Here is a 21,325-nt window from a genome sequence, read left to right on the forward strand (position 1 = left end):
CCGAAGTTAGGCTCTTTCGTGTCGACCGTCAACAATCTGCCTAACATCGTTGCCATGCCGTCCCCGCAGACCCTGCTCCTGATGCTGCTCGGCGACCTCGTCCTCGACCGGGACGTGTGCGTCTACTCCGGCAGCGTCATCGACACGCTGGCCCGGCTCGGCATCACGTCGCACGCCACCCGCTCGACGCTGACCCGGATGGCCCGGCGCGACCTGCTGCGCCGCCAGCGCCACGGCCGCAAGATGTACTTCGGCCTCACCCCGCGATCGACCGCGATCCTGCGCGACGGCCGCAGCCGCATCTGGGAGACCGGCGCCGTCAACGACCGGTGGGACGGCACCTGGACCCTGCTCAGCTTCTCGCTCCCCGAGTCGTGGCAGCGCCAGCGCCACGACCTGCGGTCCCAGCTCACCTGGACCGGCTTCGGCCCGCTGCAGGGCGGGCTGTGGATCGCGCCCGGCGAGGTGAACGCCCGCGACATCGTCACCGGCCTGGGCCTGGCGTCACACGCCCGGGTCTTCCACGCCCGGGTCGACGAGATCACCGACATCAAGGGCATGATCAAGGACGCGTACGACCTGGCCGAGGTGGCCGCCCGCTACCAGCACTTCCTCGCCCGCTGGGAGACACCGTCCGAGAGCGACCCACTGGCCGCCCGCCTGCGCCTGACCGCCGAGTGGCTCGACGCGATCCGTCGCGACCCCCGGCTCCCGGTCGAGCACCTCCCGGACGGCTGGCCGGCCGTCCGCGCGCAGAAGCTCTTCCGAGATCTGGAGGCCGCGTACGCCAAACCGCCCGCCGATCTTCTCGACCTGCAGCCGGCCCTCACCTAGATGAAGGTCGCCTAGCCGGCCGGGCACAAGCGCGGGCCCGGTGGGAGCACCCCGTGGGTCAGGAAGGCGGTGGTGGTGTCCTTGACGCAGGTGTTGTCCGTGGTCAGGTAGGCGGTGTGACCGCCCTGATCGACGCTGAGCAGCACCGCGTCCGATCCGAGCGCTCGCCGCATGCCCACGGCGCTGATCCACGGCGTCGCCGGGTCGCGCAGGTTCTGCACGATCAGGACGCTTCGTGCCCCCGTCCCGCGCACGCGCACCGCCGGCTCGATCCGCGGCGCAGGCCAGAAGGCGCAGGCCCAGATGTTGGCCGGGAAGCCGGCCGTGGCCGGGAAGACGCGCCGGTCCAGGGCAACGTTGCGCCGGTAGGTGGCGATGTCGCGGGGCCAGGCGTCGTCGTTGCAGTGGATGGCGACCTGCACCGACGGCTGGTTGTCGGCGGGAACGGTCAACGTGACGTTCCGACCGGCCGGAATCCGCGACCCGGCCACTGCGGCGGCCAGGAACTGCCAGGTCTCGGCCAGGGCGGGGAAGCCCGCGTCCTTGTAGATTCCCTCGAAGGTGACGATGCGCAACAGGTTGCCGGTGACCACGGTGCCGTCGGGCAGCGTCAGTGGGGTGGCGTCCAGAGCCGCGGTGAGCACGTCGAAACCCGACCGGACCGCGGTCGCGGTGGCGCCGAGGCCGTAACGGTCGTTGCGGGCGGCGGCCCAGCCGGTGAAGTCCGGCAGGCGGAGCGCGGCGCCCAGGCCGGCCTGCCGGAGCTGGTCGTAGCGGCTCAGGGCGGGATCGTAGGAGCTGTCGAGCACGAACCGGTCGGCCCGGTGCGGATAGAGGGTTCGGTACACCGCGCCGAGGTAGGTGCCGTAGGAGTAGCCGAGGTAGGAGATCCGGGGTTCACCCAGCGCCGCGCGGATCCGGTCCATGTCCCGCGCGGTGTTGGCGGTCGTGATGAACGGCAGGACGTCACCGGCGTTCCGGCCGCAGCGCTGGGCGAGGTCACGGGCGAAAGCGATGTTGCGGTCGATCGACCCGTCGACGGCCGGGTAGCGCTGACCGATCTCGGACGGCACGTCGGGGAAATGGCAGCTGATCGGCGCGCTGGAACCGGCCCCGCGCGGGTCGAAGCTGACCAGGTCGAAGCGGTCGGTCAGCGCTGACGGCATGAGCGGGGCGAAGAAGGAGGGCGCGTCGACGCCGATGTCGGCCGGGCCGCCGGTGTTGAGGACCAGGACCCCGCGACGCGGGCCGGGCTTCGCGCTCGCGATGCGGGAGATGACCAGATCGATGGTGCGCCCGCCGGGCGACCGGTAATCCAGCGGAACCGGCAGCGTGGCGCACTGCTGCCGTGGGTCGCGTTCGATCAGAGGCGGTGGACAGGATCCCCACGCCGGCGCCGAGACTCGGCCCTCGACGGCGGCGCGGTCACCCGCCCACCCGGGCGTCGACACCACGAGCGTGCACATCAGAACCGCGGCGGTCGCGGCGGCAAGCAGGTTCCGTCTCACGGCGTCGTCTCCCTGTTCCTGGCCACTCGCGGGCCCGCGCCGGTCGCGCGGCTCCAGCGATTCCCACTGCTCGGCAGGAAGCACGGACATCGGTGACCAGGGCATCGGGCCGACCATACGCCCACCCGGCCGCGCCCGGACGAGTTCGACGCCCGCCGATGCGGGCGGATCGGCCGGCTCTGTTTCTCCGATGGACGGACCTATGACGCACTTGGTATGACTGCGGGTGCGTCCGGTCCGTCCATACTGAGGCTGCTGTCGAAGCAGCCCGGTGAACGGAGAGCTCATGTCCGCTCGGAACCCGCGCCGACGTCTCACGGCCGTCACGATGCCGGCCCTCGTCGCCGTTCTCGCCCTGCTCGGCACGGTGCTCGGCGCCCGCGGCACGGTGCTGACGGCGGCCGAACCGCTGACCGTGGCGCAGGCGATCAGCAACCAGAGCGGCACCGGGACGGTCCGGGGGTACATCGTCGGCCAGCCGACCGCCGCCAACACGGTGCTGTTCCGGAACTTCACCGGCGACACCGCCCTCGCGATCGCCGACCGCAGCGGCGAGACCGACACCGGCGACATGCTGTACGTGCAGATCACCAGCGCGTACCGGAGCGCCTTCGGCCTGCAGAGCAACCCCGGTCTGGTCGGCGGCGTCGTCACCGTGACCGGCACGCTGACCGGGTACTTCTCGCACCCCGGCCTGAAGTCCCCGACCGCGATGACGGGCGGCGGCTCCACCCCGCCGCCGAGCGACCCCGGCGGCTACTACGCGGCCGCGGCCGGCCGGACCGGGGAGGCGCTGAAGACCGCGTTGCACGGCATCATCTCCAGCGGGGTGACCACGCTGTCCTACGACGGGGTGTGGAACGCGCTCAAGGTCACCGACCAGGACCCGGCGAACTCCTCGAACGTGATCCTGCTCTACTCCGGGACCAGCCGGTCGAAGTCGCTGAACGGCGGCGACCCGGGCGACTGGAACCGCGAACACGTCTGGGCGAAGTCTCACGGCGACTTCGGCACCGCCAACGGCCCCGGCACCGACCTGCACCATCTGCGCCCGGAGGACGTACACGTCAACTCCGAACGCGACAACAAGGACTTCGACAACGGCGGGGCCGCGGTCGCCGACGCGCCCGGCAACCGCACCGACGCCGACTCGTGGGAGCCCCGCGCCGCGGTCAAGGGCGACGTGGCCCGGATGATCTTCTACATGGCGGTCCGCTACGAGGGCGGCGACTCCTGGCCCGACCTCGAGGTGGACAACGCCACCAGCGGCGGCACCGCGCCCCGGCTGGGCCGGCTGTCCGCCCTCCTGACCTGGAACGCCCAGGACCCGCCGGACGCCTTCGAGCGCAACCGCAACGAGGTCATCTACGCCGGCTACCAGCACAACCGCAACCCGTTCATCGACCACCCGGAGTGGGCCGCCTCGATCTTCGGCTAGGAGCCGGCCGTAAGGGCGCGTGGAGGGCCGAAGCGGTGTCCGGTCCTCCACGCGGACCCTCCGGTCAGGCCGTGGTGGGCTCGGGCACCGGTGTCACGACAGGCGCGCCCTCGCGGCGCCGGGGACGACTCCACCGGTTCATGACCGGGCGCTCGACCAATGAGTAGAGCAGCCAGCCACCGACCAGCGTGATGGCGAGGAACATCGCGATGACGGCGATCGCGAGCGGTGTGCCGAATCCGGCCTCGTGACCGAGCAGGCGCCGGATGTAGAACACGGTGACGCCCTGGCACAGGTAGAAACCGAAGGAGATCTCGCCCAGCCAGCGGGCGTACGGCCGGGCCAGCCAGGTCGGCGTGCCGTTGAGGTCGGTGGTGGCGACGGCGCCGATCAGCGCGACGATCGGCAGAATGGTGGCCACCGTGAAGCCGTACAGGAATGGCACGACCAGCGCCGCGGCGTACCCGAGCACCATCAGCAGCAGCGCGTGCGAGATCCGCACCCGAGGCCAGACACCGGCATGGATGATGCGCGCGAGCAGCACACCGATGAGGAACTCCCAGATGCGCGACGGCGGGAAGATGTAGCCGAACCAGAACTGGAGCGTGGACACCGGCGTGATGGGCGAGCGGGGGGTGTCCGCGATCAGGAACTGGGTGATGAGCTCGACCACGACCATCGCGGCGACAGCGGCGGTCATCCACCACCACAGCTGCCGGACCGGGATGCGGCGCATCGGACCGATGAGGAAAGGAAAGGCCAGATAGAACAACAGCTCGGAACAGAGGGTCCAGCTCGGCGGATTGACCCCGACGTACGTGACGTCCTGGGGGAAGAACGAATGGATCAGGAAGATGTTGGGCAGCCACGACTGCCACGGTGTGATCGCCGCGGCGAACAGCAGCATGGCGGCGGCCCACATCACCAGGTGGTTGGGGAAGATCTTGAGGACCCGCCGGCGCCAGAAGCTGCGCACCCGCTCGCCCGGCCGCGACGACCAGGTGAGCACGAATCCGCTGAGGACGAAGAAGAACGAGACGCCGACGTAGCCGGCCTTGCTGAACAGCCAGGCCGTGGTGTCGGCGACGCCCGGATCGGCGAACGGGTTGATGGCCTTGTTGGGCGGGATGGGCGAGTTGGCCAGGGTGATGTGGAAGCAGAAGACCAGCAGCGCCGCGAAGAATCGCAGCCCGGTCAGGGACGGCAGTCGCGCGGGTCTCTTCTCGGATGGGGACATGACGAATTGCCTCCAGGTTGGCGAAGGTCAGCGGAATCGCGAGAGTCAGGCGTCGGCCGCGGCGAGGCGGATCGGGGAGGACCGGGCCCGTCGGGCGGCGCCGACGCTGGCGAGGGCCAGGCCTCCGGCGGCCAAGGCGGCACCGGCCAGATTGGGTGCGGCGTAACCGAACCCGGCGTCGATGACCAGACCGCCGAGGTACGCGCCGATCGCGTTGCCCAGGTTGAAGGCGGCGATGTTCACTGCGGCCGCGAGCGTGGTGCTGCCGCCGGCTTCCTCGATGACGCGCATCTGCAGGCCGGGCACGGTGGCGAAGCCGATGACGCCGAGCAGGAACAGGGTGATTGCCGCGCCGGCCGGTCCGGCCGCGGTGAACCGGAAAACGGTCAGCACCGCCGTGAGCAGGAGCAGCAGCACGACCAGGGTGGTGGCCGGCGACCGGTCGGCGAACCGGCCGCCGATGGCGTTGCCGGCACACAGCCCGGCGCCGAACAGGACAAGCAGCCAGGTCACCGCTCCGGCCGAGAACCCGGCCACGTCGGTCATCATGGGCGCCACATAGGTGAACGAGGCGAACAGCCCGCCGAAGCCGAGAACCGTGGTGGCCAGGGCGAGCCAGACGTCGAGGCGGCGGAGCGGGACGAGCTGGGAGCGTACGGTCTCACGGGCGCGGACGGCCTCGGCCGGCACGAACGCCAGCAGCCCGGCCAGGCTCACCAGGCCGAGCACGGTCACCGCCCAGAAGGTGGATCGCCAGCCGAAATGCTGTCCGAGCGCGGTGCCGAACGGCACGCCGAGCACGTTGGCCAGGGTCAGCCCGCTGAACATGAGCGCGATGGCGCTGGCCCGGCGCTCCACGGCCACCAGGTCGGCGGCGAGCACCGAGCCGATCCCGAAGAAGGCGCCGTGGCAGAGCGCCGCCACGATGCGGCCGGACATCAGCACCGCGTACGTCGGCGCGACCGCGGACAGCAGGTTGCCCGCGACGAAGAGCAGCATCAGGCCGACCAGGGCGCGGCGCCGGTTCACCCGGGTCGCCGCGAGGGCGAGGATCGGCGCGCCCACGACGACGCCCAGGGCGTACCCGGAAACGAGGGTTCCGGCGACGGGGATGCTGATGTCGAGGTCGGCGGACACCTCGGGCAGCAGTCCCATGATGACGAATTCGGTCGTGCCGATGCCGAACGCGCTGATTGCCAGGGCCAGAAGAGCCGGCGGCATGGTGTGTCCCCTCGACGTCAGTCGGTCAGGTGGTATTCGACGGCGAGCCAGACGCAGTCGGTGTCGGCCCGGTACTGGTGCCACGGATAGACGAAGGTGTCGTCCGGGCCGGTCGCGCAGAACGGGACCGGCGTCGCGTACCCGGGACTCATCAGGATGTCCTCGTAGAGCGACACCGTGTCCGGCTCGGTGAATTTCTGCATCCGCCCGTACCCGAGAATTTGGGCGTGGGTCTCGATGAAGTCGTGCCTGTTGTGGATGCCGCAGTCGGTGCCCGCCGCGGAGAACCAGAGCATCAGCCGGATCGCGAAAGTGCGTTCCCGGCCGGCCGGCTGTGCGGCGCCGAGCAGCGCGGCCGGGTCCAGGCGAGCGACACCGGCGCCGGCCTGCGGCGAGCGGAACAGCGAGGTGCTCCGCGGGAAGACGGTCTCGCCGGCGATGTCGGAGAAGTGCTGCCAGCCCGGCTCGTCGATGATGCCGGCGGCGGACCGGTCGTCGTCGGCCCGGAGCAGCACGACGGCGGCAGCCTGTTCGAGCGTGGCGCCGACCGCGATGGTGGACGAGAGCGCCGGGATGGGTGTGCGCGGCTCGTTGGCGAGGAAGGCGGGGGTGGTGTCGAGGTTGACGACGATTGTCCGGCCGGGCAACGGCAGGCCTTTGACGTCGGTGGCGATCTCGGCCCGCACGTGGCGGCCGGAGAACGCAAGGGGTCTGACCTGGTTGATGGATGGCACGTGTCCTTCTCCTCACGCTTGTCGCTCCCGGGGCCGGCGCGGGCTCCGGGGACCAGGAGCCCGCGCCGGCCGGATCAGCGCTGCTGCGGCTTGCCGAGCTCGTTGCGGAAGACCATGAGCTTGGCGTCCTGCGCCTCGTAGTAGTGCGGCACCTTGTAGGCGATCGAGGCGAAGTCGAGCGTCCCGTCGCCGTTGAAGTCGGCGGCGACCACGCGGGCGGCCGATTCACTCGAGACCCGCCACTTGAGGAAGGCGCCGTTCGCGGCGTCGACGGCCTTGTAGAGCATCACGCCCTGCCACGGCGCCGGACCGCGCAGTCCGATCAGGAACTCGTCGTCGCCGTCGCCGTCGAAGTCGGCGCACAGCACCGAGTGGCCGGTGCCCTCACCGTTCTCGTTCGGCTCCCCGAAGATGTCGAGCAGCACGCGACGCCAGCCCGGCGTCTCGCCCGCGGCGGCACTGTCCGGCACGTACACCACGACGCTGTTGCCGTGGTATGGCTCGATCGCGGCGACGTAGGCCATCGGGTTGTCGCCGATGCGCCCGGCGTCGACGTCGCCGCTGCCCTTGAACCCGGTCCTCTCGAAGACGCCGAGCTCGCCGGCGCCGATCAGGTGACGTTGCCAGCTCGCCGTCGTGGTGTCGTAGTACAGCCAGGTCACGCCCTCGTCCGAGGCGAGCAGCAGCGAGTCCAGGTCGGACCCGGGGATCAGCCCCCCGCCTTGCGGATGGCGCCGTGGATCATGCGGAAGTGGGTGTCGTCGATGACGGTCATCGGCCACTGCTCCGCGGCGCGCGGATCGCCCGGCTGGGTGAACATGACCACCGGCAGCAGCGCGTGCACGCCCTCCATGGCGACGATCGGCAGACCGACGATCTCCCACCGATCCGTACGGGTGAAGTGCCCGATCCGCAGCCGGTGCATCCCGACCGTGTTGCCGACGTAGTGCCGGGCCCACGGCACGCCCGCCGCCAGGCCATCGCCGGGGTGCTCCAGCCAGTCGATCTTCCCGCCGGACGCGTTCGGGTGGTGGATGGTGCCGCCTTCGCCGTAGAGCTCGTAGCAGGCGACGATGTCCGGTGTGCCGGTGCCGGTGATGTCGGCGACGTCCAGGCCGACCGGCATCCGCACCTTGGAGACGGCGAGGTTCCGCTGCCAGTCGTCGTTGCGGTACCAGGCGATCTCGCCCAGCGTCAGGCCGCATCCGATGAGGTCGGCGCGGCCGTCGCCGTCGACGTCGGCGGCCTCGATCCAGTAGCCGTCGCGCAGCTGCTCGGCGACGATCTCGGGAGTGAACTTCGGTTCCGGATAGGTCATGGCACGTCGCTCCTTCTCGCAGGGTTCATGCCGCGGTCACCAGCGAGGGGGCGGCCGCGCCCGGAGCGGCACGGCGAAGGCCGGGGATGAACGGCGCGGTGGCCAGGCCCAGCCCGAAGAAGTGCGCGGTCGCGTCGAGCACGCGCTCGGTCGCGTACCCGTCGCCGTACGGGTTGGTGGCTTCGGCCATCCGGCTGTAGGCCGCGGGATCGTCGAGGAGGCGGGTGACCTCACCGACGATGCCGGCCCGGGTACGCCCGACGAGGCGGGCCGTCCCGGCGCGTACCGCCTCGGGCCGCTCCGTGATGTCGCGCAGCACCAGCGTGGGTTTGCCGAGCGACGGCCCCTCCTCCTCGGCGCCGCTGCTGTCCGACAGAATGATGTCGGACAGTCGCATCAACCGGCAGAAGTCGAGGTACGGCAACGGGTCGACGACCGTGATGCGCGGGTGCGGCCCGATGATCGGTAGCATCGCGTCGCGGACCACCGGGTTGCGGTGCAGCGGCACCACGACCCGCACGTCGGGGCGGTCGGCCAGGTCGCAGAGGGCGTGAGCGATCTCCGGCATCGGTTCGCCCCAGGACTCGCGCCGGTGGGCCGAGGCCAGCACCGTCCAGCCGCCGCCCAGGTCGGCGAACCGGTCGCGGGCGTCATCCTCCGGCCGCGTCGACGCCCAGCGCAAGGCGTCGATGACGGTGTTGCCGGTGACGACGATGGTCGACTCGTCCACGCCCTCACGGATCAGGTTGGCGGCGTTGCCGGAGGTCGGCGCCAGATGGAGCGCGGCGATCTGCCCGACCAGCCGGCGGTTGGACTCCTCGGGGAACGGCGAGTGCACGTTGCCGCTCCGTAAGCCCGCCTCGACGTGGATGACCGGCACATGGTGCTGGAATCCGCCGATCGCGCCGGCCAGCGTGGTCGCGGTGTCACCGTGCACCATGACGGCGTCTGGTGTAAGCCGCGGGAGAAGACCGACCAGACCCTCGATGATCCGGTATGTGACCTCGGACAATGTCTGCCTCGGGGCCATGATGTCGAGGTCCACGTCCGGCGTGATGCCGAACACGGCCAGCGTCTCGTCGAGCATCTGCCGGTGCTGGCCGGTCGAGACGACCAGCGGCATGAATCGCGAATCGTCTTGCAGCGCACGGATCACGGGCGCCATCTTGATGGCCTCGGGCCGGGTGCCGAGGATGACGGCAATGGACTTGGGCATGGGGCCTTCTCCGGTTGGATCGGGGTTGTTCCTGGTGTGCAAGGGCCTCTGTCTCACGGCCTTCTCCTCACGGCCTTCTCCTCACGGCCGGATGGAGAGGGCGTGACGGAAGGTGTCCCGTGGGTCCCAGCGCCGCTTCACCCGTTGCAGGCGGGCATAGTTGCCGCGGTAGTAGAGCAGCGGCCAGGCGACGCCTGATCGGTTGTGCGCCGGGTCGGCGACATCGTTGTCGGGATAGTTGATGTAGCAGCCGTCGTAGCTGTCACCCGGCGCCGGCACACCGCCGGTGCTGGCGAAGACGTCCTCGTAGATGCCACGCGCCCAGCCGACGTGGATGTCGTCGTCCTCGGCGTCGGCCCAGAAGGTCTGGAAGCACATCTTGAAGATCGAATCGCGCTGGGCGTTCGCGGTCGCGTCGGCGGCAACGTCGTTGACCTTGCCGCCGAACGAGAACAGGACCAGCATGGTGTCCGGATTGTGGAAGTCGTCGCCGGTCATGTGCTTGTGGAGGGTGCGGATCTGTGCGTCGGTGAAGTTCCTTCTCATGTACGCCGACTTGTGCACACCGCGCGACGTGGGATTGGTGATCGTCGGATTGTTCGTGCCGACCAGCCGGGTCGCCTGGATCCAGGGCAGCCGCCGCGGCTGGGCCAGACCGGGCAGGGCGGGCAGTTCCCCCATCGGCCGCACCGCCGGCCGCGGGGTCACGTCGACACCGGCGGTGATGGCGGCGAGATAGGAGTCGAGCAGGTCGGCCGCGCCCGGGACGCCGGCGTCGACCTGGGTGAACATGCCGAGACTGCCGTGCGCCCGATGGCTGACGTTGAAAAGACTGCTCAAGGCGACGTACGGCGAGTCCGGCGAGCTGTGGGCCGCGTGCCACTGACCGAAGTTGTGGACCAGGCGTACGAACGAACCCTCGTCGAGCTGGTCCCAGGGGAACTCCACCGCGCTGACCAGCACGTCGGACGGCGCGGCGATGAGCTGATCGGACGGCTTCCCCCCGGTCGCGCCGGGCGACCGGAACCAGTACCGGGTGACGACGCCGAAGTTGCCGCCCCCGCCCCCGGAGTGCGCCCACCACAGATCCCGGTTCGGATCGTCCGCCTCCCGGGTGGCCCGGACCGCCCGGGCCCTCCCGGCCCGGTCGACGACCACGACCTCCACGGCGTAGAGGTGATCGACGACGAGGCCGTGCGCCCGGGACAGCAGGCCGTACCCGCCGCCGGCGATGTGCCCGCCGGCGCCGACGCTGTAGCAGATGCCGCCCGGGATGGTCACGCCCCAGCCCTTGTAGAGCTGCTCGTAGACGTTCATCAGGCGTGCGCCGGGCTCGACGTAGAACGCCCGCAGACCCGGGTCGTAGCCGACACCGACCAGCTCGGACAGGTCCAGGATGGCCTCGACCTCGCTGTTGCAGACGAAGTCGGAGAAGCAGTGACCGCCGCTGCGCACCGAGATGCGCCTGCCTGCGTCCACCGCGGCCTGCACGGCGGCGACGGCGTCGGCGGTCGACCGGATCATCTTGATGTAGTCGGGGCGGGCGGCGAAACGCTGGTTGTTGCCGGTGGTCAGGGAGCCGTACCGCGGGTCGTCCGGGGTGATCACGTCACCGCGGGCCGGTGCGGCCGCGGCGGTGGCCGCTGCCGGGCCCGCCGCCATGGCGCCGGCGGTGGCCACACCGAGGGTGGCCGCTCCGGCCAGGAAACCGCGCCGATTGGATTCGATCATTGTGTTCATCCTCGTCGGTGGGTGGTTTCTCGAAGGCGCCCCCCGATGACCACATCGTCCACGGGAAACGCCCGAAAATACGACGAGCGAAGATCGCGGCAATGATGCGACCACGGTCGCTGCGATTGCCGATTTTGTCGATTCCCCCGTCGATCGAACAACCCCGACATTGACAGAGCCCATCAACTTCGGTCAATGAAAATACACCGTGATTGATGGTGACAAACTCCACAGGTGAATGGCCGGACCCCGGCCCGTTGTACGCGCGAAACGAAGATTTCATAGAGGAATGAGCGGCGTCGGCTGCGGTCCTTCCGGGTGCGGGCGACGCCGTAACAATTGTCGTTTCGTGAACGGCCTGATCAAATCTGGCGTAGTGCTCCGCCGGCGATCGGCCATTCCGCGCCGGTCACCTGCCTCGTCACCGGCGAACGGACACCACTCGGTCGAAACTCAGCGGCGAGTCCCTTCGAAAGGGCGAGCATCGCGGTTTTCGCGGCGGAATAATCAGAAATCGAGGAAACCCGAAAACGCGCTGCCTCGCTGGTCAAGCGCATGATGCTGCCATCACTGCGCAGCGGCGGAAGTGCGGCCCGGGACATGCGGACGGCCGCATGCGGATTGACGGCGAACGTCGATCCCCCCTGCTGGTCGGAGATCTCGAGGAAACCGGAGCTGGATTGCCGGCCGCCTGCCCCGTTGACCAGCCCGCCCAACCGGCCGTGCCGATCGAGGACCCGATGAAACGGCGCGGCCGGGCGGTCGCCGGATCGGTCACGTCGGCCGCGATCATCTCGACCGGCCCGCAGGCCCGGAAGACGGCCCGTAGCGATCGCCGGGCCGGAAGTCAGCCCCTGGTGCGCGTGCCCGGCCTCTCGGACACGCCACCGCTCTCGGGCGAGCCCGCCCTCTTCTGTGCGGTACTGGACGACGCGTCCGGGCGTTCCGGTTCGGCGGACGCGCGGAGCAGGCGCAATGCGGCCTCGCTGCTCGATCCGGCCACCGGGGTGTACGTGAGCAGCCGGTGCCCGTCGTCCTCGGGCAGGTGCAGCGCCTCGTAGTCGAGCTCGAGGTCACCGACGACCGGGTGATGGAGGTATTTCCTCCCCGCCCCGCACACCTGCACCGGGTGCTTGGCCCAGCACGCGGCGAATTCCGGACTCTTCACGATCAGCTCGCCGACCAGCGCGGTCATGGCCGCGTCGTCGGAGAACCGGCCGGCGGCCACCCGCAGCGAGGCCGCCGCGCGGCTCGCCTCCTCATCCCAGCGCCGGTAGAGCTCCCGGGAATGCGGGTCCAGGAACAACATCCTGGTCAGGTTCGGCCGATCGGCGGGGCGACGGGGCGAGGTGCGGTCGTGGTGCCCGGCGAACAGCAGATGCCCGAGGTCGTTCCAGGCCAGGACCTCGCTGTGCCGGCCCAGCACGAGGGCCGGGACGTCGCGCATCGCCGTGATCAGCTGCACGACACCGGGCCGGGCGGCGTCGGCCCGCTGCCGGCGCCTCTTCGCCGGGCGCGGGCGGGCCAGCTCGTGCAGGTAGGCGCGCTCGTCGTCGTCGAGCGCCAGCGCCCGGGCGATCGCTTCGATCACCGAATCGGACGCGTTCGAGCTCTGCCCCTGCTCGAGCCGGGTGTAGTAGATCGGGCTGACCCCGGCCAGCTGGGCGAGTTCCTCCCGCCGCAACCCCGGCACCCGCCGGGGCCCGTGCGAGACCAGCCCGACATCCTCCGGACGGAGTCGCGCGCGCCGGCTCCGTAAGAAGTCGGCCAGCTCGCTGCGGCCCCCGTGGTCACTCTGCATGACCCCCATCTTGCCCACCGCGATCGCCGGTTGCCTGTCCTTGTCAGTACCACTCTCGCGCTGAGTAGCCGGAACAGAGGACTGGCTGGCGTTCCAGACCCAGGTCAGGGTGATGGCGGCGTCCATACGCCCCATCACGACACACCTGTTACCCAGCGGAGGTCGCTCCCGATGACCCGCACGGACTCGGTTTCCGAGGTCACCACCGATCAGGCCGGGGCCGCGACGAGCGGCCGTGACCGGCTCGTCCTCGCCGTCCTGCTGACGGCGAGCTTCACCCTCGCGGTGGACTTCTCCATCCTCAACGTCGCCCTGCCGGTGATCGGCGCCGAGGTCGGATTCGGGCTGTCCGACCTGCAGTGGATCGCCACCGCGTTCGCCCTGTGCGCGGCCGGGTTCACGCTGCTGTTCGGCCGCGTCGCCGACATCTTCGGCCGGCGCCGGATGTTCCTGATCGGCATCGCCCTGCTCGGCGTCTCCTCGCTGGCCGGCGGCCTGGCCACGAACCCGGCCATGCTGCTCACCGCCCGGGCCGCGCAGGGCCTGGCCACGGCCATCGTCACCCCGGCGGCGCTGTCGCTGCTGACCACGTCGTTCCCCGAGGGTCCGCGGCGCGAACGGGCCCTCGGGCTCAACGGCGCGCTGATGGCGGCCGGATTCACCACCGGCGCGATTCTCGGCGGCGTCGTCACCGACCTGCTGAGCTGGCGATGGGCGTTCTTCATCAACGTCGTCGTCGCGGTGGCCGTGCTGGCGGTCACCCCGGCCGTCATGACCGAGAGCCGTCCGGACGAGCGGCCCCGGCTCGACCTGCCCGGCGCGATCACGGTCACCGGCGGTCTGCTCGCTCTGGTGTTCGGGCTGACCAGCGCCGGCGAGCACGGCTGGGGCGATCCGCGGGCCTGGGGCGCGCTGCTGGCCGGCGCCCTGCTCCTGCTCGTCTTCTGGAACGTCGAGAAGCGGGTGGCGGCGCCGCTGGTTCCGGTACGCATCATGCGCCGCCGCAGCGTCGCGTGGGGCAACATCGCCGGAGCGCTCGCCTTCGCCACCGAGACGTCCCTCGTCTTCCTGCTCACCCTCTACCTGCAGGAGGTCCTCGGATTCTCGCCGCTCACCGCCGGCCTCTCGTTCGCGGTGCTCGGCCTCGGCACCGTCCTGGGCGGCATCCTCGGGCCCAAGGTGATCGGGCGGCTCGGCCACCCGCCACGGGCGCTGGCCCTCGGCATGACCGTGCAGGCCGTCGCGACGCTGGTGCTCGTCTTCCTCGGCCACTCCCAGACGTGGATGCCGCTGCTGCTGGTCGCCACGTTTGTCGGCGGTGTGGCCAACCTGGTGGCCATCGTCGGATTCATGGTCACCGCCACCTCAGGGTTGCCCGACGAGGAGCAGGGCCTGGCCGCCGGCCTGGCCACGATGAGTCAGCAGGTGGGCATCACCCTCGGCATCCCGGTGATGTCCGCGGTCGTCGGCGCGGTCGTCGCCTCGAGGAACGCCGAGAACGCCGACACGATCCTCACCGCCGTTCGCACCGCGATCGGGGTGAACACCGCCCTCTGCGTGCTCACCGCCATCGCCGTGGCCATCTTCCTGAGCGCGCCACGGTCGCGCGCTGTGACCGCGCCGGTCGAGTAGCGCTCTCCGATGCCGACAGCACCCCACTCCGGCCGCGGGATCACCCCGCACACCGGCCGGATCCGGGTCCCAGGCCATCCGGTCGCCGTGCCCGTCCGCGTTCTGGAGCCCCCTGGGGAACGCGCCGGGTGGCTGGTCTGGGCCCACGGTGGTAGCTGGCGCGGCGGCTCGGCGCGGGCGTGGCATCACGCCTGCGCCGAGCTCGCCGGGGTGGCCGGCGTGACCGTGGTCAGCGTCGACTACCGCCTGGCGCCCACCCACCGGCACCCGGCCGCGCTGCTGGACGTGCTGACCGTCCTCTCCTTTGCGCAGGAGGCCGCGGCCGCCGACGGCAGCACCGTCGCCGTCGGAGGCGACAGCGCCGGCGCAACGATCGCCGCGTGCGCTGCCCTGGTCGTCCGCGATCGGGGTGGTGCCCTGGCCACGCAGGTGCTGGCCTACCCACCGATCGACCCGGAGTGCCGTGCCCCGTCGTACCGGCGCGACCCGTACGCCTTCCCCCAACCCGCCGCACTCGTCGCGGCCTGGAGCGCCTACCGCGGCGCCGACCCGCACGTCTCCTCCGGGCTCGGCGGCACTCCGGCTCACGACCGCTTCCCGGCTCTCTACAGCACGCCGGCGGAGGCGGCCGACCTGACCGGCGTGGCCCCGGCCGTACTTGCCGTCGGCGCCCTCGACCCGGTCCTCGACGACGTCCGCGGCTACCGGCAGCGCCTGGCCGACGCCGGCGTGCCCGTGCACTATCGCGAACTGCCCGGCACCGCCCACGGCGCCTTTCTCGCGCCTGAGCCCTCACTGCGCGTCTTTCTCGGCCACGCCCTCGCCGGCGTCCTCCAGCAAGGAAGGGTCACATGAACCCGTTCGACGCGCTCGTGCGCCACTTCGCCGATCTGCGCGACGGCACCCACGGCACCGCCACCGACCGGGCGGGCAAGGAGACACTCTTCGCCGCCGCGGTGCGACATCTCGACCCGGTGGCCGCCGGGGTCCTGGAGGAGGTCAACCGTCATCTGCTGCTCGGCACCGGGGAGATCGCCGCAACCGGCCTGCGGAGCGACCCGGGCGGCCTGATCGCACAGTGGACCGTGAGCTGGCCCGAGCAGCGCGCCACCGGCCTTCCTCCGTTGGCCCTGATCGCGCACTACGGGCAGGGTTTTCACCACCCGCACCTGCGGGGCGTCACCGTCAAGGATTGGCCGTTCAACGTCTTCTCCGCGGAGGACGCCGCGACCCAGGCTCCGACGCTGCGCGCCATCATCACCGGCGATCTGCACAACCTGGTGTTCCAGCGCGACTTCCGGATAGTGCCGGTCACCGCCCGCGGCCGGTCGGAGATCCACTCGTGAGTGTCGCCCTGTCCGTCCTGGACCAATCGCCGGTCGCGCACGATCGGGACACCGCCCGGGCGGTACGGGACACGGTGCGGCTCGCCCGTGCCGTCGACGACCTCGGCTACCGCCGGTTCTGGGTGGCCGAACATCACAACAGCGCGACCTTCGCCGGCGCCGCCCCGGTCGTGCTGGCCGCCACGCTGCTGGAGAACACGAAGCAGATGCGGATCGGCACCGGCGGCGTCCTGCTGCCCCGGCACGACCCGGCCCACGTCGCCGAGACGTTCCATCTGCTGGCCGACCTGCATCCAGGACGCGTCGACCTGGGCATCGGGCGGGCCGGCGGACCGGCCGCCACCTTTCCGGCCAAGGTGGACCTGCTGCGGCGGACGCTGGCTCAGCTACGTGCCGGCCGGTCTTCGGGCAGCGGGCCCGCGTTGTGGCTGCTGGGCAGCGGCACCGTCGCCGCCGAACTGGCCGGCGAGCAGGGCATCGACTACTGCTTCGGCCACTTCCTCAGCCCTGCCGCCGGTCCGGCCCTGGCCGCCTACACCGCCCGGTCGGTGCGGCGGCCCACGCTGGCCGTCCGGGTCTTCGTCAGCCCCAACGGTCGCCGGGCCGGCGTGCTGGCCGCGGACTATCTGCTGTGGCGGGCCCGCAAGGATCTGGGCGCCAACGAGCCGTTGCCGTGCGAGGGAGAAGCCGACCGGCACCCCTGGACGGCAGCCGAGCGGATCCACGCGGCTCACGACGCGGGGGCGATCGTGGTGGGTGACCCGGCCGAGGTCGGCGTACGCCTCACCGAGCTCGCGGCCGCGCACGGCGTCGAGGAGGTCGTCGTCAACACGCTCGCGCCCGACCTCGCGACCGCATCCGCACCTACGAGCTCCTGGTCGAGGCGATGCCATGAGCCTGGCGAGAACGTCAGCCGCTGATTTTCAACCTGTGGTCGGGTGCGCCGACCCGGTCGTCGAGCCGGCGCAGCGACTCCCGGACACCGGAGACGCTCGGGTGGTCGAGCGCCGTCAGCAGTCGTTCCGCCTCCGTCCACGCGAGGCGCGCCTCGGCGGGCTGCCCGGCCGCGAGGTGGGTGTCACCGAGGTGTGCCAGCAGTTCGGCGACGAAGTAGTCGTGGTCCAGGGTGCGGGCCAACGTGATGCCGCGCTGGTAGCAGTCGATGGCCTCGGTGTGGTGGCCGAGGTGGTGGTGGGCGTATCCCAGGCTGTCCCAGGTGCTGGTGGCGCCGTGCAGGTCGCCGTCCGCCTCGAAGATCTCCAGCGCCTGCCGGCAGTGCGACAAGGTGTGCTCGAATTCGCCGAGCATCGCGTGGTACCACCCGATCGCGTTCAGCGCCTCGGCCTGGCCGGCTCGGTCGTCGGTGCCGGCGAAGAGCGCCAAGGACTGCCGGGCGTGGTCGAGGGCGATCGCCGGCTGCTCCTGCTGACCCCACAGCCACGCGAGGTGGTGCTGGGTGCGCGCCTGGCCGACGTGGTCGCCCGCGGTCGTGAAGAGCTCCAGCGCGCGCTTCAGGTTGTCGTCGGCCTCGACGTAGCGGCCGAGCTTGGTGTCGGCCTGGGACAGGTTGCGGTGCCCGTACGCGCTCGCCCGCGGCTCGCCGAGGCGGCCGGCGCACTCGATGGCGGTCTGCCAGGCCTCGAGCTGATCGTGCAGGTGGCCCTTCCGCGACGAATAGGTGTCCAGCGACCAGGCGAGCTGCCAGGCCGGCCGGTCGAGCCCCGTCGCGGCGGCCTGCCGTAACGCGGCCAGCAGGACGGCATGGTGTTCGCCGTGCCAGGCAATCGCGGCGGCGAGGTCCTCGAGCCGCTCCGGGCGCGCGCCGTCGGCCGGCTCGCCGAGCGGCAGCGCGATGGGTTCGCGGGCCGGGTTGAGCAGGCGATCCGCTGCGTACGCGGTGTGCGTGTAGTGGTCGAGCAGGCGGACCGTGGCCGACCGGCGGGCATCCTCCGCATCGTCGCGCCGGGCGAGTTCGGCGGCGTACTCGCGCAGCAGGTCGTGCAGGCTGAAGCGGCCGGGCGCGTGCTCGGTCACCAGGCTGGCCCGGGCCAGCTCGCGCAGGGGCGCGCGAACGTCCCGCCCGGCCAGGCTCGCCAGCGCCGGGACGTCGATCTCGGGTCCGACGGCCAGCCCGAGCAGCCGGAACAAGCCGGCGGCGGCATCGCTCAGGGCCGCGTACGACCAGGAGAGCACCGCCCGGACGTCACCGGCCGGATCGCCGACCTCCAACGCGGTCAGCCGGTCACTGGCCTCACCGAGCTCGGCGGCGAGCGCGCTCAGCGGAAAATTCGTCTGCCGGGTACGGGCCACAGCGATGCTCAACGCCAGCGGCAGCCGGGCACACGCGGTGATGACCTGATCGAGAGCATCACGCTGCGCGACGACCCCCGGGCCGAGCCGATTGGTCAGCAGCTCCTCGGCCTCCACCCGGGACAGCAGGCCCAGAGGTACGGAGGACGCGCCGCCGGCCAGCAGCCCGGTGAGCTGAGCCCGGCTGGTCACCACGACGACAACGCTGGCCGTACCCGGTAGCAACGGGCGGACCTGCTCGACGTCGCGCGCGTTGTCCAGCACCATGAGTAACCGCCGACCGGCCACCACGCTGCGGTACAGGGCCACCTGCGCGTCGAGCGTGGCCGGCACGCGCTCGGGTGCGACGCCGAGCGCGTCGAGCAGCCCGCGGAGCGCCTCCTGCGGGGAGACGACCCGCCCGGTGGGGTCGAAGCCGCGCAGGCTCATGAAGATCTGGCCGTCCGGGAAGCGGGACCGCACCGCGTGGGACCAGTGCACGGCCAGGGCGGTCTTGCCCACCCCGGCGGTGCCGGACACCACCGCGACGGCCAGCTCCTTCTCCGCGAGCAGATTGTCCAGGGTGTGCAGCGCCAAGGTACGGCCGGCGAAGCCTGGAACATCCGCCGGCAGCTGGGCCGGCACGACAACGGGGGCCGCCACCTCGGCCGGCTCCCGCGGCGCCACCGGTTCCCCGCGCAGGATGGCCTGGTGGAGGGCCTGCAGCGTGGCGCTCGGGTCGGCGCCCAGCTCGTCGGCGAGCCGGCGGCGGAACTCGGCGTAGTACGCCAGCGCGTCGGCCGGCCGACCGGCGGTCGCGTAGGCCCGAATCACCACGTCGGCCAACGGCTCCGTCAGCGGGTGATCACCCGCGAGCTCGGCCAGCGGTCCGAGCACCGCGAGCGGGTTACCGGCGCGCAGCTCGACGAGGCCCCAAGCCACCGAAGCGGCGAGGTGCTGCTCCCCGTACGCATAACGGCAGCTTTCCACCCATCGCCCGGTCAGCCCCTCGAGCGGCTCGCCCCGCCACCAGCCGCGGGCCGTGCGGAGCAGGGTCAGCGCGGTGGACGGGTCGGCGTCGCGGGCGCGGCGGATGTGGTCGGCGAACCGGTGGGCGTCGACCCGTTCGGGCGCGAGATCGAGCACGTAGCCGCTGGAGCGGCGCAGCAGATGGGCCGGTGGCGTGCCCGCGGCCGAAACCAGCACCCGCCGAAGGTGTGTGATGTGCACCTGCAGGACCCGGGCTGCCGTCGGCGGCGGCTCGTCCCACACCCGCGCGACCAGCGTCTCGATGGTGACCGGGCGACCCGCGTCGACCGCCAGGGCCGCCAGGGTGTGCCGTCGCTGCGGTGGACCGAGCTCGACCGACCGGCCGGCGGCCCAGATCTCCACCGGGCCCAGCAGGCGGACCTCCACCGCGATCTCCCGTCCTCGAACGCACACGCGACGGCAGGCCGACGCTTTCCGCGGACCAGCCTCACATCCGCCGGCCTCGGCGACAACATTTCATTAACGGTACGGGACCACACTCACTGTCACGATGGTCGAGCCGGCCACCGGAAGGCGATACGGAGGAACCTCGGACGGGCCCGGGCCATGTAATACGGGGGTGGCCCGGTCCTGTTCCCGGCACTTTCGTACCATCGGAGGCGCCACAGATCGATCGATATGCTGGCGACATAGGACCATGCTTTCGCGAGCCTCAGCTCATGCGTAAATATCTCGCCCTGCCGCTCGCCGCGGCCGTCGCGGTCCTCGGCCTGTCCGCGCCCGCGCAGGCCGCACCGGCCGACCGGCCACAGGAGCTGATCGCCCACCTCGAGCACCTGCTGCCCGCCGATTACGAACAACGGATAGCCGCCTTCGATCGCCGGCTCGGCATCGACGACGACCTGTCCGACGTGGCACAGGCCGTCCTGAACCCCGACGATGACGAATGCGGGTCCACCCCGCTCGAGGACTGGCTCGCCACGACCATCGCCGGCTGGACCGACGAGGACCGGCTCGGTGCTTCGATTCTTCTTCTCTTCAACACCCCGATGTACGACGCGCTGTTCTTCCCGGAGCCCGAGCACCAGCGCTTCTTCGGGCTCGACGGCGAGGACACGACGGTGTTGCGGCGCACCTTCCCGGCCCTGAAAGGGTTCTGGGACATCGATGCGTCCGGCATCGAGATGTTGCCGGCACACGGCAACGCCATGCTCGACACGACCCGGACGGCGCGCGTACTGCAGGTGGTGTTCGGCTCGTCTCCGGAGGAGGCGCGGGAAGCGGCGGAGGCGGTCCGTGAGCTGGCCGGGCTGCCCGTCTACGACAATGGTGACGCGCCCATCTTCACGTTCAACGCGTTCGCGTACTCCCCGGAGGGTGTGGAGGTCCCCGGCGTCGGTCTGCCCACCGACAAGATCGTCGTGGGTGACGGGGTGCTGGCCGGCTTCCGGAGCGTCGGCCTGGGCGACGTGGCGCCGCAGGCCATCCTCGGCCACGAGTTCGGCCACCACATCCAGTACCAGCAAGGCCTGCGCGACAGCGACCTGCCGGCTCCGGAGGCGACCCGGCGTACCGAGCTGATGGCCGACTCCTTCAGCTCGTACTTCCTGGCCCACCGACGCGGCGCGACCATGCGGTGGATCCGCATCAAGCACTTCATCGAGGCGTTCGGCAACATCGGCGACTGCAACTTCGACAGCCCGAACCACCACGGCACCCCGAATCAGCGCACCCGCGCCGCGGAGTGGGGCACGCTGATGGGCGTGCTGGCGTTGCCGCCGTTCTACCGCGTCCTGCCGAGCCCGACGCTGGCCGCCTACTTCGACCGGGCGCTGCCTCGCATGGTTGCCCCCGACGCTCCGCCGCAGGTCGAGCTGACGCCGGCCGAGAAGACCGCCGGCCGAATCTGATCCACCGGGTGCACGAGCCGGTCCCCGGTCGCGCGGGGGCCGGCTCAGCTACGCATAGCCGTCGACGCGCGACGGCCGCAACCGCCGCGGGCCGGGCGGCCAGGCGTCGCCGCCGGGCCG

General features: G+C 71.1%; 18 protein-coding genes. 7 read left to right on the plus strand and 11 right to left on the minus strand.

Features of this window, described 5'->3' with window-relative positions:
* The first annotated feature begins 54 nt into the window (after positions 1-54).
* Positions 55-834 carry a PaaX family transcriptional regulator C-terminal domain-containing protein gene (locus tag AB0M54_RS30685; RefSeq protein WP_364329248.1) on the plus strand — a complete coding sequence of 260 codons (780 nt, stop codon included), beginning with the start codon at positions 55-57 and terminating at the stop codon, positions 832-834.
* A gap of 11 nt (positions 835-845) precedes the next feature.
* Here the strand turns inward: AB0M54_RS30685 and AB0M54_RS30690 are convergent, their stop codons facing one another.
* Positions 846-2,342: an alpha/beta hydrolase gene (locus AB0M54_RS30690; protein WP_364329251.1), complete on the minus strand. Its 1,497-nt coding sequence runs from the start codon at positions 2,340-2,342 to the stop codon at positions 846-848.
* Between the two features lie 286 nt (positions 2,343-2,628).
* On the opposite strand from AB0M54_RS30690, the gene AB0M54_RS30695 reads away from it, so the two are divergent.
* A complete protein-coding gene (locus AB0M54_RS30695) occupies positions 2,629-3,780 on the plus strand; it encodes an endonuclease (RefSeq protein WP_364475161.1) in 1,152 nt (383 codons plus the stop codon).
* A 64-nt stretch (positions 3,781-3,844) separates the two neighbouring features.
* On the opposite strand, the gene AB0M54_RS30700 is transcribed toward AB0M54_RS30695, so the two are convergent.
* The 9 genes from AB0M54_RS30700 to AB0M54_RS30740 all read right to left on the minus strand — a co-directional run bounded on the left by AB0M54_RS30700 (position 3,845) and on the right by AB0M54_RS30740 (position 13,038).
* A complete protein-coding gene (locus tag AB0M54_RS30700; RefSeq protein ID WP_364475162.1) occupies positions 3,845-5,017 on the minus strand; it encodes an acyltransferase in 1,173 nt (390 codons plus the stop codon).
* Between the two features lie 45 nt (positions 5,018-5,062).
* The gene (locus tag AB0M54_RS30705; RefSeq protein ID WP_364475164.1) at positions 5,063-6,238 is read right to left on the minus strand and encodes an MFS transporter; all 1,176 of its coding nucleotides are present in this window, start codon (positions 6,236-6,238) and stop codon (positions 5,063-5,065) included.
* 17 nt (positions 6,239-6,255) lie between these two features.
* Positions 6,256-6,972, minus strand: a complete 717-nt coding sequence (locus AB0M54_RS30710) for a hypothetical protein (RefSeq protein ID WP_364475166.1) — start codon at positions 6,970-6,972, stop codon at positions 6,256-6,258.
* A gap of 74 nt (positions 6,973-7,046) precedes the next feature.
* On the minus strand, positions 7,047-7,634 hold the full coding sequence (locus tag AB0M54_RS30715) for a hypothetical protein (protein ID WP_364475168.1): 588 nt from the start codon (positions 7,632-7,634) through the stop codon (positions 7,047-7,049).
* Positions 7,635-7,681: 47 nt separating this feature from the next.
* Positions 7,682-8,290 (minus strand): VCBS repeat-containing protein, encoded by a 609-nt coding sequence (locus AB0M54_RS30720; protein WP_364475169.1) that lies wholly within the window; start codon positions 8,288-8,290, stop codon positions 7,682-7,684.
* Between the two features lie 25 nt (positions 8,291-8,315).
* On the minus strand, positions 8,316-9,506 hold the full coding sequence (wecB, locus tag AB0M54_RS30725; protein ID WP_364329268.1) for a UDP-N-acetylglucosamine 2-epimerase (non-hydrolyzing): 1,191 nt from the start codon (positions 9,504-9,506) through the stop codon (positions 8,316-8,318).
* Positions 9,507-9,587: 81 nt separating this feature from the next.
* A complete protein-coding gene (locus tag AB0M54_RS30730) occupies positions 9,588-11,237 on the minus strand; it encodes an FAD-binding protein (RefSeq protein ID WP_364475171.1) in 1,650 nt (549 codons plus the stop codon).
* Between the two features lie 362 nt (positions 11,238-11,599).
* Positions 11,600-12,088: an SDR family NAD(P)-dependent oxidoreductase gene (locus tag AB0M54_RS30735; RefSeq protein ID WP_364329337.1), complete on the minus strand. Its 489-nt coding sequence runs from the start codon at positions 12,086-12,088 to the stop codon at positions 11,600-11,602.
* On the minus strand, positions 12,085-13,038 hold the full coding sequence (locus tag AB0M54_RS30740) for a helix-turn-helix transcriptional regulator (protein WP_364329274.1): 954 nt from the start codon (positions 13,036-13,038) through the stop codon (positions 12,085-12,087). The genes AB0M54_RS30735 and AB0M54_RS30740 overlap by 4 nt, the downstream gene beginning before the upstream one ends.
* 171 nt (positions 13,039-13,209) lie before the next feature.
* Here AB0M54_RS30740 and AB0M54_RS30745 point away from each other — a divergent pair, with 171 nt between their 5' ends.
* From AB0M54_RS30745 to AB0M54_RS30760, 4 genes are read left to right on the plus strand one after another with little or no spacing between them, the layout of a single operon-like run.
* Positions 13,210-14,670: an MFS transporter gene (locus tag AB0M54_RS30745; RefSeq protein ID WP_364475173.1), complete on the plus strand. Its 1,461-nt coding sequence runs from the start codon at positions 13,210-13,212 to the stop codon at positions 14,668-14,670.
* A 9-nt stretch (positions 14,671-14,679) separates the two neighbouring features.
* The gene (locus AB0M54_RS30750; RefSeq protein WP_364475175.1) at positions 14,680-15,525 is read left to right on the plus strand and encodes an alpha/beta hydrolase fold domain-containing protein; all 846 of its coding nucleotides are present in this window, start codon (positions 14,680-14,682) and stop codon (positions 15,523-15,525) included.
* The gene (locus tag AB0M54_RS30755; RefSeq protein ID WP_364475177.1) at positions 15,522-16,016 is read left to right on the plus strand and encodes a hypothetical protein; all 495 of its coding nucleotides are present in this window, start codon (positions 15,522-15,524) and stop codon (positions 16,014-16,016) included. Before AB0M54_RS30750 ends, AB0M54_RS30755 begins: the two co-directional genes overlap by 4 nt.
* Positions 16,013-16,936: an MsnO8 family LLM class oxidoreductase gene (locus AB0M54_RS30760; RefSeq protein WP_364475179.1), complete on the plus strand. Its 924-nt coding sequence runs from the start codon at positions 16,013-16,015 to the stop codon at positions 16,934-16,936. The genes AB0M54_RS30755 and AB0M54_RS30760 overlap by 4 nt, the downstream gene beginning before the upstream one ends.
* Here the strand turns inward: AB0M54_RS30760 and AB0M54_RS30765 are convergent.
* Positions 16,926-19,721 carry a BTAD domain-containing putative transcriptional regulator gene (locus AB0M54_RS30765; protein ID WP_364475181.1) on the minus strand — a complete coding sequence of 932 codons (2,796 nt, stop codon included), beginning with the start codon at positions 19,719-19,721 and terminating at the stop codon, positions 16,926-16,928. The genes AB0M54_RS30760 and AB0M54_RS30765 overlap by 11 nt on opposite strands.
* A gap of 293 nt (positions 19,722-20,014) precedes the next feature.
* On the opposite strand from AB0M54_RS30765, the gene AB0M54_RS30770 reads away from it, so the two are divergent.
* Positions 20,015-21,205, plus strand: coding sequence for a hypothetical protein (locus AB0M54_RS30770; protein WP_364475182.1), 1,191 nt, complete (start codon positions 20,015-20,017; stop codon positions 21,203-21,205).
* The last annotated feature ends 120 nt before the right edge of the window (positions 21,206-21,325 follow it).

It is taken from the genome of Actinoplanes sp. NPDC051470 (genome assembly GCF_040682035.1).
Lineage (GTDB): Bacteria > Actinomycetota > Actinomycetes > Mycobacteriales > Micromonosporaceae > Actinoplanes.

What these genes read in the sequence shown, in the direction of transcription:
- AB0M54_RS30685 (WP_364329248.1), top strand. Translation starts at nt 55, where the DNA reads ATGCCGTCCCCGCAGACCCTGCTCCTGATGCTGCTCGGCGACCTCGTC.
- AB0M54_RS30695 (WP_364475161.1), top strand. Translation starts at nt 2,629, where the DNA reads ATGTCCGCTCGGAACCCGCGCCGACGTCTCACGGCCGTCACGATGCCG.
- AB0M54_RS30700 (WP_364475162.1), bottom strand. Translation starts at nt 5,017, where the DNA reads ATGTCCCCATCCGAGAAGAGACCCGCGCGACTGCCGTCCCTGACCGGG.
- AB0M54_RS30705 (WP_364475164.1), bottom strand. Translation starts at nt 6,238, where the DNA reads ATGCCGCCGGCTCTTCTGGCCCTGGCAATCAGCGCGTTCGGCATCGGC.
- AB0M54_RS30720 (WP_364475169.1), bottom strand. Translation starts at nt 8,290, where the DNA reads ATGACCTATCCGGAACCGAAGTTCACTCCCGAGATCGTCGCCGAGCAG.
- wecB (WP_364329268.1), bottom strand. Translation starts at nt 9,506, where the DNA reads ATGCCCAAGTCCATTGCCGTCATCCTCGGCACCCGGCCCGAGGCCATC.
- AB0M54_RS30730 (WP_364475171.1), bottom strand. Translation starts at nt 11,237, where the DNA reads ATGATCGAATCCAATCGGCGCGGTTTCCTGGCCGGAGCGGCCACCCTC.
- AB0M54_RS30740 (WP_364329274.1), bottom strand. Translation starts at nt 13,038, where the DNA reads ATGCAGAGTGACCACGGGGGCCGCAGCGAGCTGGCCGACTTCTTACGG.
- AB0M54_RS30745 (WP_364475173.1), top strand. Translation starts at nt 13,210, where the DNA reads ATGACCCGCACGGACTCGGTTTCCGAGGTCACCACCGATCAGGCCGGG.
- AB0M54_RS30750 (WP_364475175.1), top strand. Translation starts at nt 14,680, where the DNA reads ATGCCGACAGCACCCCACTCCGGCCGCGGGATCACCCCGCACACCGGC.
- AB0M54_RS30755 (WP_364475177.1), top strand. Translation starts at nt 15,522, where the DNA reads ATGAACCCGTTCGACGCGCTCGTGCGCCACTTCGCCGATCTGCGCGAC.
- AB0M54_RS30770 (WP_364475182.1), top strand. Translation starts at nt 20,015, where the DNA reads ATGCGTAAATATCTCGCCCTGCCGCTCGCCGCGGCCGTCGCGGTCCTC.